Consider the following 14670-nt stretch of genomic DNA (forward strand, 5'->3'; position numbering starts at 1 on the left):
TGGCAGTCTCGCTACACTTTAAACTTGTGCACAATCTCAATCAGGTTGTGACTGCTCATTGCCAGTACTTTTGATTTGTCTGCCAGATCGATGGCGCGTTGTGCCACACCGCTGACATCGCTGCCCACCTTGTTGATATCGTTCGACATATTATGCGCCAGCTGATTCTGTTCTTCAGCCGCGGCAGCAATTACCGAGGTCATACCGGTGATTTGCTCCATGGATTGGCGAATACCGTTTAAATGATTACCGGTTTCTTCCACCAGGGAGGTGGCTGCGGTGGTGATCTGATTGCCGTGCGCCATGGCATCCACCGCCTGGGTTGAGCCGGTTTGAATACTCTGAATGATATTTTGTGTTTCTTCTACTGCGCTTTGGGTACTGCTGGCCAGAGTGCGGACTTCATCTGCTACCACCGCAAAACCGCGACCTTGTTCACCGGCACGGGCGGCTTCAATAGCGGCATTCAGCGCCAATAAATTGGTTTGATTGGCGATGTTCTGAATGGTGGTCAAAATGTGGGTGATTTGTTCGATATCGTCGTTTAGCTGACCAATGACATTGGTGGCTTTATTCACTTCGTTATTGACCTGACCCATGGTGCTCACCAGATCATCCATGGCGGCACTGCTTTCTAGTACCTGCTGGTTAGTACCATCGGTGACTTCTGCTACGTGCTGAATGTTTTTAGTGACTTCCAGTGAGGCCAGTGACATTTGCTCCGCTTCAGATACGATGCGGTCCACCGAATCGCGGCTCTTTGCCAGCTCCTGGCCACATAAACTGGCAACCTGCTGACTTTCTTCACAGCCGGCGTTTACCGAACTGGCGTTGCTGTCGATGGTGCGTACTATGTTGGCCAGGTTATCGATAAATTTATTGATCCAGGTGGCCAGCTCGCCGGTTTCATCATTGACATACACCCGGATGTGGCGGGTCAGATCACCTTCACCTTCAGCGATATCTTTCATCAGGTCGCGGATTTTCTCGATGGGTTTAACTATCTGGTTGGATATCAAGGTGATGCCAAAGAAACCCACTGCCGCCAGGATAACCGCGGCGATAATCAATTGTGAAAGGGCCGCATCACTGCGGGCAGAGATTTCATCCCGCAGGCGATTTGAGGTGTCCAGCATGACATCCTCAGGCACACTCACCAGCAGATACCACTGTTTGTCTACCCCGCCAATTTCGGTGCGCGTAACCACGTTAATGCGCCCCTGATGATTACTGGAATAGACATTGCCGCTGGCCGAAACCGCAGCGTCCAGTTCCCGTTCAAAACTTCCCCCCAGTTCAGACACCGATTTACCGGAGGCACCGGCGTCTTCGCTGTAGCCGATAATATTGCCGGTTTCGCTCAGCAACATCACTTCGCCTTTGCCGTCAAACAGGGCAGCATCACTTTTGGTCATCAGGGCTTTTACGAAATTGGCATCAAAGTCGACACCAACAACACCGATAAATTCACCCCGCGAGAGGATGGGCACAGAAATAGTGGTCAGCAAATAGCTGACGCCACTTAAATCAAACACATCGGGATCAATCAGGCAGCGACTGCGACGGCTTCTGGGGCAGCTAAAATAGTTATTTTTGGTTTCGTCTTCGACAGAGCTTACCCAGTCAAGGCTGATGGCTCCGGCTTCTCGGTACCAATAGGGCGATACCCGGCCGTTGTCTAACATACCCAGCGCTTTATTCTGCTCGTTACTATTCTGAAAATCACTGTCGATACCAAACACATTCGGGTTAAGCGGTGACATAATCCCCATGTAACCGGTGTGCGCCTCCAGCAGATTGCGCAGTTTACTTAATACCATGGCCCGCGATTGCTCTGCGCTGAACCCCTGCTCTTGCCAGGTTCGGTGTAGCAGGCTGATTTCTGCGGCAAAGGTTTCGGCCACCAAAGCGGCATTTTCTACGTTCTTGGCGATTTTTGCGGCCTGAACCTGAGATTCTGCTTCAATTAAGGCCATACCACCGCGACGCAATGCTTCCCGTGTTACTTTTTCTACTTCTTCGTTGACGCTTGAGCTGTTGTAGGTAGATATACTGGCCAGAACCACGGTTAACAATATAATGATGGCCAGTACCGAGTAGGTAATCTTATTTTTTATGCTGTGGGTAATAAAGTTCATCGTTTGGCTGCTTTGCGTCCGCTTTGTGTACTATTTATTACAGTTGAGGTTGGCTTGTCCACCGTAAAATGTGGACGTTGGACCTCAGTGTGCCAGAATTCAGGGTAACTATGCGTTATTTGGCATAGTTATGCTTAGTGTCGTCTCTTAAGTGTATCTGCAAATCTGAGAATTTCTTGTGTTTTTCAGTGATTAAGCGCTTTTTTATCGTACGGCCGTGCATTGAACTCCATGACTGGTTTCCCGTCAGCAGGGTAAATCCCGGTGGGTTTTGACATTGACATATTTACCCATTCCCGGTTTTTTAATATTTTTTCGATCTATGTCCCGGCTTTTGCTAATAGCGCGGCGATTTCATGAGGAGGGACGCAGGCACCGCTGTCCCAGACGGATTGTAAATGCTGACGCAGGGCGGCTATCTGCTGTGTCTGAACAGTCAGCTGTTGCATCATTATCGTGATTTCCTGTTGCTTTTCGGTAAGTCGTCGCATGATCAATGCGTGATCCAGATTGTTGTCATGGCTGAGCAGTTTCGGCAACTCCTGCAAACTGAAACCCAATTTTTGGCCCAGACGAATACAATCCAGTCTGGCTTTTATAGTGTCATCGTACACCCGATAGCCGCCGTCATTGCGGGGAACTTTCGGCAGCAAGCCCTGTTTTTCGTAAAACCGAATGGTGGACGCTGCAATACCTGTCTGAGCTGCCAGTTCGCCAATTTTCATGATTTGTTACTTGACCTTAAACCTTGCTTTAAGGTTAGAGTCTGGATTTCCCAATTTCAATCTTGATTTACGCGAAATCGAACGAGGTATTGCATGACATCGCCAGTATCACCGGTATTTTCTGAGTTACAACTGCCCTGTGGCCTGAAATTAAAAAATCGAATTGCCAAGGCTGCCATGGAAGAAAATATGGCAGGTGCCGGGCAATTGCCGGGAGCGCCTTTACAGCGGCTGTATCGCGCCTGGGCGAATGGCGGAGCCGGACTCATCATCACCGGCAATGTGATGGTGGACCACCTGGCGATGACCGGACCCGGAGGCGTCGCACTGGAAGCTGATACCCCGCTTGAGCCTTTTGAACAACTGGCAGCTGCCAGCCAACAGGACGGTTGCAAAATCCTGATGCAGATCAATCATCCGGGGCGTCAGGTTTTTAAGAAGATGGGCGGCAAAGTGTTGTCGCCGTCGGATGTGGCGCTGGACATGGGCGCGCATTCCGGACTATTTACTCAACCTAAAGCCATGAGCGAAGCTGAAATTCAGGATCTGATTGCGCGTTTTGCTACTACTGCCAGCCGCGCTGAACAGGCCGGATTCGATGGGGTGCAAATTCATGCTGCTCATGGTTATCTCCTGGCGCAGTTTTTGTCGCCGCTCACCAACAAGCGCCAGGATCAGTGGGGGGGAACGCTTGAGAACAGGGCAAGGGCATTGTTGCAGGTCATCAAAGCCATCCGGGCTGTGGTGTCACCGTCTTTTGCGGTTAGTGTTAAGCTCAACTCGGCTGATTTTCAGCGGGGTGGTTTTGATATTGATGATGCCACCAATGTGGTGAACATGTTGTCTGAGTTGGCCGTGGATTTTATTGAGCTTTCCGGTGGCAGTTACGAAGCGCCGGCTATGCAGGGGCGCACTGCTGATGGCCGAACCCTGGCGCGGGAAGCCTACTTTTTGAGTTTCGCACAACAGATTGCTGCGGTGTCCAAAGTTCCTTTAATGACCACTGGCGGCATTCGTCGTTTAGCGGTAGCAGAAGAAGTAATAAATAGTGATGTAGCGCTGGTGGGTATGGCCAGTGCAATGGCTTACACGCCAGATTTACCCAACAGATGGCAGTCGGATAACACGTTTGAAGGCACTATTCCGCTGGTGTGCTGGAAAGATAAAACCCTGAGTGGCCTGGCCACTATGGCGATGGTGAAACGGCAATTACATCGACTGGGGGCGGGTAAATCGGTTAAAGCTTCATTGTCGCCCGTGTTTTCGTTGCTGAGCGACCAGTTGCGGGCGGCAAAGCTTACCCGTCGATATCGCAGGCAGTATCGAACCGAAGTAAAATAATCGGACTGGTATTTTCAGCAAAAACATGGAAATGTAGAGCAAATTCACTTCCCTGCGCGCAATTTATGAGCCTGATGTGGCAATCCATGTTTTCTGCTGTACAGACCTCCAGGATACAACTGGGCTTGTTGCGTTTGTTTATCCTGGCCCTCAATATTTATTGGTATAGTGCCAGTGAGTCTTCCATCTGGTTTGTGACAGTGATGGCGTTTTACGCCTTGATGGGGGCCTGGGCCTTTGTCAAAAATCAACCTGATGCCACACAGATTCTGCTTAGTCTGATGGTGGATGTATTAGCAATCAGCGTTTTCCTGTATTTTAATCAGGGCATTATGTCCGGCTGGGGGGCAATTTTAATGTTGCCACCATTGATAGCCAGTCTGCTGTTGAATCGGGCGCAGGCCTGGCTGTTAACCGTTTTGGTGCTGGTATGTCATAGCGTTTTATCGGGTTTATCCGTCGTCGAATTGGCGCAGATGGCCTCATCGGATAAGGCGCACGGGATGCACCATAGCGCAGCGCATGGGCCACAGGAAATGGCCAGCCACATCCAGAGTATGTGGTTGACCTTTGCCTTCTCTCTGGCGGTGTTAACCGGGTTCATCTCCCAGCAGCGACATCGCATTAATCAGTTTCAACAACAAAACCTGAGTTATCAGGAGCGCTTTCACAACAATCAACGATTGTTGGCGTTTGCTAATTTGACCGCCAACACCAGTCATCAACTGGGGACACCGATTTCATCTGCCAGAATGTTACTGGATGAAATTCAGGAGCAGTCGCTGCAAGCAGATGATATTCAACACAATGTCATTCAGGCACAGCAACAACTGGAACGCTGCACTGAAATACTCAAATCCATGGTGGCAAAGTCCCGCACCAGTGTGCAGTATCACATCGAGTCCGCTGAGGTTATGGTCTGGCTGAATAGCGTATTGGCAGAGTGGACCACTACGCATCCTGATATGCCGGTAGCATCGGATTTTTCAGATAGCTGTCAGCATATTCTGGTCAAGGTGAATGAAGGGTTGCGATTTGCGCTGAACAATGTTCTGGACAACTGTTATCAGGCCAATATTCAGGCGGGTGCTGAGTTGTTGAAGTTTACCGCAGCATGCCGTGACAAGCGGCTCACCATCAAAATTTATCACCGCGGTAAAAAACCCGGTAACGATGTCATCGAAATACTGGGCAAGGCTTTTGTTCCAGACTCTGAAGGGTTGGGGCTGGGAGCGCTTCTTGCCCAGTCAGCTGTTGAGCATCTATCCGGTAGTATGGTTTACAACTGGTCTTCATCGGATGCCGTGCCTCATGAAATCGTGATAACATTACCGGCAAATTGAGGGTTGCTCACGGAAACATGCACATCTGACCATGCCACAAGATACACAACATGACATTGCGCTACTGGATGACGATCAGGTGTTTGTGGCGACGCTACAGCGGCGGTTGCAACAGTATGGTTTTAAGGTGGCGGCATTTCACCAGGCGATGGATTTACTCAACAGCGATAAAACCTTCAGTCACCTGGTGTTGGATCTGAATTTGGGGACTGAGTCGGTGTTAACCTATTTGCAGGATTGCCGTGATCGCTGGCCGGAGGCTAAACTGGTTATCCTGACCGGCTACGGCAGTATCGCCACCACAGTGGCAGCGTTAAAGCGCGGTGCCGATGATTACCTGACCAAACCCCTGAACTTTAAGGAATTATTATCTGCTTTGGGAGCTGAATCCGGAGTCTCCACAGCTGAGGAAGTCCCTACTGCTGCCATGACCCCCGCCCAACTGGAGTGGGAGCACATTCAACAAACCCTGCTGCGCAATGATGGCAATATTTCCGCGACAGCCAGAGAGTTAAAACTGCACCGCCGCACACTGCAGCGCAAATTGCTGAAACGCCCGGTTTTTAATAGCTAAAACGCGTACTGATAGCCCAGGGTCAGCATATCGTCCATAGCCATTTGCACGCCATTTACTTTTTGATCCAGGGTGGTTTCATATTCCACTGCCAGTCGGTGACCGTCTGGCAGTAACACATTAGCACCAATGCCCAGGTTTAACATCGAACCGCCGGAGTTGCTCGGATCTGCAGTTTGCACCGGTAACATGACTTCGGCATCTATGCCGTCAATGCGTCCCTGATCCAGATAACTCAGTCGGGCTGACAGGCTGAGCTGTTCGTTAACGCGGTGACTGATCCAGCCACTGGCAAGTAATTTGTCACCCAGCGAATAATCGTTGTCATTGTCGTTCAGCCTGAAGGTGGCTTTCAGCTGACCGCCCCAGCCCCAGTTGTGTGCATGTCCGGTGAAGGTTAAGCCCGGTTCAATATCCCAGGTACCGGACCCCAGCTGCATCGGATAGGGCAGTTTGACTTCCGGGGTCATGTTCATTGGTGTCAGGATATGGTCACTTTCGTCTATGTCGCCGGTGGGGACACTGAGTCCCAGATTTAAGATAAACTGGTAATCAGCGGTTTTTTTGAGGTTCCACAGCATGGCCACTTTGGTATCCCCCAGACCACTGGTTTTAGTCTCAAAACTGCCCAGTTGATTGGTTCCCATTCCCCCCTGAAAGGTAATGTGCGACATGTCTTTAGATAAGTGATTCAGCATTAACATCAGGGTGATATCATCACTGGGCGCATACATGGCTCCGAGCATGTGCATGTCGGTGGTCATTTCCACCGGTACCACTCTGAGAGTAGGCGGTTGCATCATGTTTCCGGCAAAGCGGTTGGGAATACTTGTAACAATATCTTGTGCAGAAATATCGCGACTGCCTTGCAGGTTATCCGCCATGGCCATATGCATAAAGCGATAAGAAATCATCCATTCTCCGGCTTTATGAGTATGATCTCCCATCACACCTATGGGAGCGTGGCTATCCGGGGTACTGGTGTTGCCGGCAATTTTGCTGTCGGCGAGGCTGGCTGAGGAAACAAACAGTAAAGCAATCAAGGTGTTAATTTTTGTATAGGGCATGATGACAACAATAAAAGCAAAAATCTGATTTTAACCTGTCGTAAAATAATTACCCTGTGACAAAATGTCGCAGCGATAGATAACCAGCGGAGAATGTATTATTAATCCTTTGTTCAATACACCTGTGAATGGTGTGATATTTGATATGGACGGCACGTTGGTGACGTCGCAACTGGATTTTGTTGCAATGCGCAAGGCGGTAGGTTGTCCTGCTGAGCAGGATATCCTGACATATATCGATGATATTGCCGATGACCAACACCGCCATCAGGCGATCGCACAAATTGAATCGATGGAGCTGGAAGACGCTCATCAAAGTGAGATTATCGACGGTGTAGCTGAAGCGCTGGCCTGTTTGCAGCAACAGGATATTCGAACGGCGGTTGTAACCCGCAATTGTCGCGCTGCCACCGATATTAAATTGCAAAAAGCCGGCCTGCGCTTTGAACAGGTATTAACCCGGGAATGTGCTCCTGCAAAACCAGACCCAACCGCATTGTTGCAAATAGCCAAAAGCTGGTCACTGACACCGCAACAAACCATATACGTTGGGGATTATTTACATGATATTAATGCCGCCATAAATGCCGGAATGCGCAGCGTATTAATGACCCTGCAGGGACCACCTGACTGGGCGCATGATGCCACCTGGCAGTTTGCCAGCTATGCGGAGTTTCTGGCATTTTTTAATGATCGTAATTGTTCAGAATAAACCCATCTGGCGGGAACTGATGGTGTCAAAGTTCTGGCCAATAAACGGCAAAATACCTTCTGCAATAGGGCGTAGTTGCTTTTCAACATAGTGATGATAGTCAATAGTACTGGTGAGAAATTCCAGTGGCTCCGGGCCATTGATGGTTTGGACATATTTGATCCAGCCCTTGCGCTGGTATTTACGTGGCTTGCCCTGGGCCTGAAGCTGCTGATCTGCCAGTCGTGCGGCTTTTACATGGGGTGGGACGTTTTTGACATATTTGTCAGTGCCCTGACGTAATCGCTTCCTGTACACCAGTTTGGCGTCGAAATGCCCTTGTTCGGTGTGATTAACCATGTCGGTAATGTACTGGCTGACATCTTCGCCGGCAAACACCATGCTATACAGCCGGGTCTGGAATTCTTTGGCCAGTGCTGTCCAGTCAGAACGCACGGTTTCCAGTCCTTTAAATACCAGTTCTTCACCGGTATCGGTTTTTTTTAATCCGGCATAACGTTTTTTGCTACCTTGTTCTGAGCCGCGAATCGTGGGCATCAGAAATTGACTGAAATGAGTTTCAAATTCCAGTTCCAGGTAACAATCAAGATCAAACTCCTGGCGCAGTTTCTCCTGCCAGCGTTGATTGATCATGCAGGCCAGCTGGTTGCCGATCTCGCTAGCATGCTGGGCATCCTGGCACTGGCTTAACCAGACAAAGGTGGAGTCAGTGTCGCCGTAGATCACTTCGTGTCCTTGCTCTTCAATCCAGCGAGCGGTGGTTTGCATAATGTCATGACCCCGCATCGTGATAGAACTGGCCAGGCGGGTATCGTAAAAGCGGCAGCCCCCTGAACCCAGTACACCATAAAAGGAATTCATCAGGATTTTAATGGCCTGAGAGCGGGCACTGTCCCGCTCCCGTTTGGCCACATCCCGCTGTTGCCAGAGCTGGGTAATAATGTCCGGTAAAAAGTGCTTCTCTCTGGAAAAGCTGCCGCCTTTGAAGCCGGGAATGGCCTGTTCCGGGTGTTTTAATCCTTCCACTAAACCCAATGGATCGATTTTAAAGGTGCGAATAATTGAGGGATACAGGCTTTTAAAGTCCAGCACCAGAACGTCCTTGTAGAGTCCCGGTTTGGAATTCATCACATAACCGCCGGGGCTGGCCAGTCCGCCATCTTTTGGAAGATTGGGGGCGATATAGCCAGCCCGATGTAATTTAGGCAGATACAGGTTGGTAAAGGCCGCCACTGAACCGCCAGCTCTGTCCAGTTCCAGCCCGGTAATCTGGCTGCGTAATACCAGGTATTCCATCAGACGGGTGGTGTCGAATATCTCTAACACCAACAGACAGTCCTGAAGATTATACTCTGCCAGTTTCACCTTATTGTGCATAAAGTCATGATTAATGTGGGCCATGCGGTTGCCCACATCTTCCACTTTTTTACCCTTTCCCAATAACTCCTGTGACACTGATTCGAGACTGAAACTGTCGAACTGATAGGTAGCGGCCTTCAGTGCATCTATGCCATCCAGCACCAGGCGACCTGCCAGGTTTAAAAACCCCGGCTGACTGCCGGTTTTGGCATCACGCCAGGTCATTAGCGAGCCGTCTCTGCCCAGATTTAAAGGGATGTTGTGCCGCTGCGCCCGTTTGATCAGCAAACGAAAATCAAAACTGATAACACTCCAGCCCACAATAATATCCGGGTCGAATGCAATAAATTCATGCACAAAATGCTGGAGCAGGGCCTTTTCGTCTGGCACCCAGCGGATCCAGTCCGGCGCGTTTTGCTGTGCTTCACCTATCATCAATACACATTGTCGGCTTGCAGTGGCAAGTCCAATGGAATAAAGTTCACCTTTTTCGCTGCATTCAATATCCAGAGACAAAGGGGTAAAGTGAGGCGTGTACTGACTGGGCCTGAGTTTGGCGTTGAGCAGTCGGCCATGTTTATCCGTGTTGCCCAGCGCCTGGGTACTGCCGTAGACAAATCGTTCCATCAGGTAGCGATCAGCGAGTCGTATATCATCCTCATAACAGGTAATACCCTGGTGCTTGAGCCAGTCCCGCAGGGCGAAAAAATCCGCCTGACTATTGGCGTAAAGCGCGCTGCAGTGCTCACCACTAAACAAGGTTAAGGCTAATTCTGTGCGGCTGATGTTTGGGTGATGGTGTTGTAGTTCTGTGCTGCTGTTGCTTAGCTCTGCGGTACTGACAAATAACACAAACTGGGCGCCTGGCGTACGAATATTACGGGGGCCTTGATCCGTAGCCAACCAAAAGTCCAGATAGGTAATACCTGCTAACTCTGTTTGTTTTCGGGACAGGATAAAACCTTCGACTAATTCCTGATTCATTCTTTGGATAAATTGCGCTTAACTTTGACCAGCATGGCATACACTGGTAATAAATACAGTAAAGTCAGTTGGGTTTACAGGACTTTTTTGACTTTGTCAGGAATAAAGGAGGGGAGGCTGCCGTTGAACATTAAATCGCTGAATAGCCCGACCTGATCCTTGTCAGGCGATTCAGAACCTCTAGGTAAGTTTCCCAGGAGATTAAATCGCCTGGTTATACTAGAGACGGGCAGGCATTGATATTTATTCCAGTAATTTAAAAATTTGAGAAATTAAATGCATTACATCTTTAAATTGAGCTTGTGCTGGTGGGTTGTGTCGTTGCTGTTACTGCAATCGGCATCTGCCACTACCGAGGAAAAACACCGCTGGGAAGGTCGTCTCGAAGCCGGGATTGAAAACGATTCGACGGTGATTATTGATGAGTTAGACTCAGTGGTGGATGACAGCAGTTCCAGCAGGCTATTGCGGCTGCATGTGAATTATCGCTACACCCCGGACGACACCAACGAATGGCTTTTTTCCGCTAATGCAATTCGCAAAAACTTTAGAGAAAGCAATACTTTTGATTCATCGTTACAAATTTATTCGGCAGGATATAGCCGGGATTTCGAGAAATTGACCGCGGGCCTGCGCAGCCAGGCCATTACCTCGGATCTGGACGGTGAAGGTTTTTTGTCTATGCAGCAGTATTCACCCTACTTTTCTTTTTTTGTCGGCAAACAATGGTTTTTAAACCTGGCCTTAAACATTACAGATAAAACCATTAAAACAGACCGGGAGCGCTCCGCGGACGGCAGGGAGTTTACCCTGGACGGATATCACTTTTTACAGGGCATTAACCACTATTTGTTATTTTCTGTGCGCAGTGGCAAGGAAGAGGCTGAAAACTCACTATACAGCTTTACCTCTGGCCAGTTTCGCGTGGGCTGGGTTAAAAAATTAAAGTGGTTAGACAAAGCTCACAAGGTGAGAGTCAACTGGCGTTATTTGCGCCGTAATTACAATCAGCAGTTACATCCAAAGCTGGATGAATTCAGAGTGGATAATCGCAGACAGTGGGATATTGAGTGGGAAACAGAGTTAACGGATAACTTTATCCTGGCAGCCAGTTTCCGCCTTAACGAACAGGATTCCAGGTTATCGTCAGCCAGTTATGATCAGAAAATCAGTAGCGTTGTTTTGCAATATCACTTTTAGCGGTGTTGATGCCGGTTTGTGCCGTCAGCGGGTGTGATATTTGCGGTAATAATCCCCGGCCATACAGTGGATCAACACCTTCATCACCGAGATCAATACAGCGATTCAGGGCCACTTCGACCCAATTATTTGCATCGCTTTGTTGGGGTAGCTGGCTGGCAATCCAGGCGGTTACAAACGGTGCAGCGATAGACGTACCTGACTGAGCACTGGTGCTGTTATTATCACTGGCCGCCAGAATATCCACACCGTAAGCCGCGACGTCAATGTGGTTGCCGCGCACCGCTTTTTTGTAGAGTTTGTTTTTCATGTCGACTGCGGTAACCGCAACAGCACAGCTGTAGCCCGCCGGATACATGGGCTCCGAAAATGGACCTTCATTGCCGGCGGCGGCAACAATGACGATGCCTTGCTGGCATAGTTGCTCAATGCCTTTTTGCAATAATCTGTTGGGTGGTCCGGCAAGGCTCATGTTGATGACTTTAATATTTTGCTGCACCAGCCAGTTCAGCCCCCGCAACAAACTCAGGGCAGTAGTGATAGAGCCGGTGTCAGCTGATTCCACAAACACCGATGCGTTAAACAGGGCAATGTCATCAAAAATGCCCTGAAAGTGCGGACTTTTTCCGGAAAATACCGACGCAACTGCCGTACCGTGTGTAAATACCGGCTTTTGGTTATCCTGGGTAAAGTGCTGCTGTGAAATCTGCACACCCTGTAACAGACGGTGTTGCATATCAATCGCAGTATCCACCATTCCGATACGTATGCCTTGCTGGTTCAGTCGCATTAACTCGCCGGGAGAAATACCCTGTGTAACCTCAGGTGCAGAGTCAGTGGCATTGGTGTATATATTGGTATAGATATGATTAAAATCCAGAACCGCATCGTGTTTTTCCAGTCGCTCCATGACCTGCTGATAATCATCGTGTAAATCGTAAGACGCGGGGGCTTTTACACTCGCAATAATGCTGCCAAACGACTCCAACAATTCTTCATTGCTGAATTCGTAACCTTCCTGCTCAAGCGCTTGTTTTGCGTCCATATCGGCCATAATGACCCACTCCGTGGTCCATACCTGCTGTTCATCGATTTCTCGCAGTAAACTGGAATCACTGTGGATAGAGGTCAGTGCCTGTTCAAATTGCAAATCAGAAAATTCACTGTCGATACTGTTGTTCTGCAACGTGTCTTCAACCTGGTCTTCCACCACGTCTTCCACTTCTTCTATTTCATCGTTGCCCTTTTCACCAGGTTCGTCCTGCTCGTCAGGATCAAAACTACCCAGCCCATCATCAAGGGGATCGTCTGGAAACTCGGGTTCTTCGGGAAGATCCGGGCGAGTCGGAAGGTGAGGTTCCCGTTCGGCGGCTGCAAGGTAAGCCCGGGTAACATGTGGATTGGCGGCCATGCGGTCAAATTGCTTTTCTGCCATGCGCAACAACAGACGAGCTTCCAGTTGCCGCTCAACAGCCTGCTCAGTTGCTCTGACGCCGGAGTTGATGCTCTGCTCTTCGCTGCTGCGCTGAACCTGCATTTCTGCCAGCTGTTCTGCCCGGCGCAATGCTCTTTCAGCGTGCTGTTCAGCCATTCTTTCCAGTGCTATTTCGGCGCGTCTTTCGGCGTTTCTGTCGGTGGCCTGAGCCAGCGAGATACTGAACAGGGTGACGCAGAAAACCGCCAGTGCAAATAGCACCTGGTACACGCGCAAAACGATGTGTGTATGCTTACTGTTGAATAAGTTGTCCACGGTCACACCTTTCAAGAATTTCATGACTTACCCAATATTTTACACTAACTTAGTATGATATAACGGGTGAGATCTGTGATTTATTTCACTTTATAGCGCATTATTGCTTGATTAATACCGTATCTAAATCCCTAAATGAAAAAATTTTGGAATAAATTGTAATCGTGTCACGTTCTACACTCAGAAGGTAAGGATGAATCACTCTCAAGATGATTTAAAAAGGATATTAGTGGAGGAGTTGCCCAGAGTAAGGCGCTTTGCTTTTTCACTGACAGGCCAAAAGGCGGATGCCGATGACCTGGTGCAAAGCCTGGTGCTAAAACTGTTGCAAAAGGGGTTGCCGAAAGATGTTTCTGCAGTGCCCTGGATACTGCGGGTGTGTAAAAATATCTGGCTTGACGAGATCCGCTCTCGTGATGTCAGGGTTAAAGCGGTGATAGAAAATAAAATCCCCAACATGGATCAGGATACCGCAGAAGGTAATCAGGAAAGTGCCTACACACTGGAGCAGGTGCTGGTGGTCCTTGATCAAATGAATGATGAACAAAGAATGATCATCAGTTTGGTCATTATCGAGGGGTACAGTTACGCCGAAACGGCTGAGGTATTGGAGATACCGCAAGGAACAGTCATGAGCCGATTATCCAGAGCAAGGAAGAAAATGCTGGAGTTGATCGAAAGTAAACTGTGAGTAGAACGATGAAACAAGACGATTACGATTTATTATCTCAATTTATTGACGATGAGCTGGACTCCGAGAGAACCCTTATTGTCAAGCGTCGTTTGTTGGCAGAGCCTGAATTTAATCATTTGTATCAGCAACTAAAGGCGCTCAGTGACAATGTAAAAACGGCGATCCCGGATTTTAAAAACGAGCCGGTCAGCGCAGAACTCGAGGCTTTGCTGAAGACTGAATGCACAACAAGTACGCGTTCGGATTCGAACTGGCGTCGCATTTTGCCATTGGCCGCTTCGGTGGCGGTGGTTTGTGTGATGGGATATTTATTACTGGGTCAACCTTCGCCAACAGGGATCAATTTAAAAGGCAGCATGTTAAGCAAGCTGGCTGATGACGAAAACTGGTTGTCGGAAAATGGTACTGAAGTTGTTGTTGTGCAAAGTTTTCTCGATGAAAATCAATCTTTGTGCCGGGAGTACTATGCCCGTGAAGCTGAAAACGTCGAGCATGGATTAACCTGTTATCAACAGGGTCAATGGCAAAAACAAGTCTTTGCAATAAAAGGCAATGACAGCGACAAATATTATGTTACGGCCAGCAGTCACTATGACGGTGTTGAGCAATACATCGCGCAGGAAGGCTTAACGCCTTTGACAGAAAATGACGCGATGCACCTGTTGCAAAGCCTGAAATAACTGATTTTTTAGCACTCAGGGGCGAAAATCTGCCCCTAAAGTCAGCAATATCACTTTTCCTCTAAAATTTGCCCCAGGCATTTCTTTTCGTTATCGCATTTTG

The 14670-nt window shown here is 48.8% G+C and carries 12 protein-coding genes; 7 read left to right on the forward strand and 5 right to left on the reverse strand.

Annotated elements, in window-relative coordinates; translation table 11 throughout:
* Nucleotides 1–11: 11 nt before the first annotated feature.
* On the reverse strand, nt 12–2138 hold the full coding sequence (locus LJ740_RS14880; protein WP_229529901.1) for a methyl-accepting chemotaxis protein: 2127 nt from the start codon (nt 2136–2138) through the stop codon (nt 12–14).
* A 320-nt stretch (nt 2139–2458) separates the two neighbouring features.
* Nucleotides 2459–2863 (reverse strand): MerR family DNA-binding transcriptional regulator, encoded by a 405-nt coding sequence (locus LJ740_RS14885; protein WP_229529902.1) that lies wholly within the window; start codon nt 2861–2863, stop codon nt 2459–2461.
* 93 nt (nt 2864–2956) lie between these two features.
* Between LJ740_RS14885 and LJ740_RS14890 the strand changes: the two genes are divergently transcribed.
* The 3 genes from LJ740_RS14890 to LJ740_RS14900 all read left to right on the forward strand — a co-directional run bounded on the left by LJ740_RS14890 (nt 2957) and on the right by LJ740_RS14900 (nt 6121).
* Nucleotides 2957–4204 carry an NADH:flavin oxidoreductase/NADH oxidase family protein gene (locus LJ740_RS14890; protein WP_229529903.1) on the forward strand — a complete coding sequence of 416 codons (1248 nt, stop codon included), beginning with the start codon at nt 2957–2959 and terminating at the stop codon, nt 4202–4204.
* Between the two features lie 74 nt (nt 4205–4278).
* The gene (locus tag LJ740_RS14895; RefSeq protein WP_229529904.1) at nt 4279–5547 is read left to right on the forward strand and encodes a sensor histidine kinase; all 1269 of its coding nucleotides are present in this window, start codon (nt 4279–4281) and stop codon (nt 5545–5547) included.
* Nucleotides 5548–5578: 31 nt separating this feature from the next.
* Nucleotides 5579–6121: a response regulator transcription factor gene (locus LJ740_RS14900; RefSeq protein WP_229529905.1), complete on the forward strand. Its 543-nt coding sequence runs from the start codon at nt 5579–5581 to the stop codon at nt 6119–6121.
* On the opposite strand, the gene LJ740_RS14905 is transcribed toward LJ740_RS14900, so the two are convergent.
* On the reverse strand, nt 6118–7188 hold the full coding sequence (locus LJ740_RS14905; RefSeq protein WP_229529906.1) for a transporter: 1071 nt from the start codon (nt 7186–7188) through the stop codon (nt 6118–6120). The genes LJ740_RS14900 and LJ740_RS14905 overlap by 4 nt on opposite strands.
* 133 nt (nt 7189–7321) lie before the next feature.
* Here LJ740_RS14905 and LJ740_RS14910 point away from each other — a divergent pair, with 133 nt between their 5' ends.
* Nucleotides 7322–7900 carry an HAD family hydrolase gene (locus LJ740_RS14910; protein WP_324255615.1) on the forward strand — a complete coding sequence of 193 codons (579 nt, stop codon included), beginning with the start codon at nt 7322–7324 and terminating at the stop codon, nt 7898–7900.
* Here the strand turns inward: LJ740_RS14910 and LJ740_RS14915 are convergent.
* A complete protein-coding gene (locus LJ740_RS14915; protein WP_229529908.1) occupies nt 7892–10243 on the reverse strand; it encodes a DNA polymerase II in 2352 nt (783 codons plus the stop codon). The two genes, LJ740_RS14910 and LJ740_RS14915, sit on opposite strands and share 9 nt — an antisense overlap.
* A 276-nt stretch (nt 10244–10519) precedes the next feature.
* Between LJ740_RS14915 and LJ740_RS14920 the strand changes: the two genes are divergently transcribed.
* The gene (locus tag LJ740_RS14920) at nt 10520–11443 is read left to right on the forward strand and encodes a hypothetical protein (RefSeq protein WP_229529909.1); all 924 of its coding nucleotides are present in this window, start codon (nt 10520–10522) and stop codon (nt 11441–11443) included.
* On the opposite strand, the gene LJ740_RS14925 is transcribed toward LJ740_RS14920, so the two are convergent.
* On the reverse strand, nt 11412–13217 hold the full coding sequence (locus LJ740_RS14925) for a S8 family serine peptidase (RefSeq protein WP_229529910.1): 1806 nt from the start codon (nt 13215–13217) through the stop codon (nt 11412–11414). The genes LJ740_RS14920 and LJ740_RS14925 overlap by 32 nt on opposite strands.
* 169 nt (nt 13218–13386) lie before the next feature.
* On the opposite strand from LJ740_RS14925, the gene LJ740_RS14930 reads away from it, so the two are divergent.
* The gene (locus tag LJ740_RS14930) at nt 13387–13884 is read left to right on the forward strand and encodes an RNA polymerase sigma factor (protein ID WP_229529911.1); all 498 of its coding nucleotides are present in this window, start codon (nt 13387–13389) and stop codon (nt 13882–13884) included.
* Between the two features lie 8 nt (nt 13885–13892).
* Entirely contained in the window at nt 13893–14567 is a 675-nt protein-coding gene (locus tag LJ740_RS14935) for an anti-sigma factor family protein (RefSeq protein WP_229529912.1), read from the forward strand.
* Nucleotides 14568–14670 lie beyond the last annotated feature (103 nt).

The sequence above is a fragment of the Planctobacterium marinum genome (assembly GCF_020687805.1).
Taxonomy (GTDB): Bacteria; Pseudomonadota; Gammaproteobacteria; order Enterobacterales; family Alteromonadaceae; genus Planctobacterium; species Planctobacterium marinum.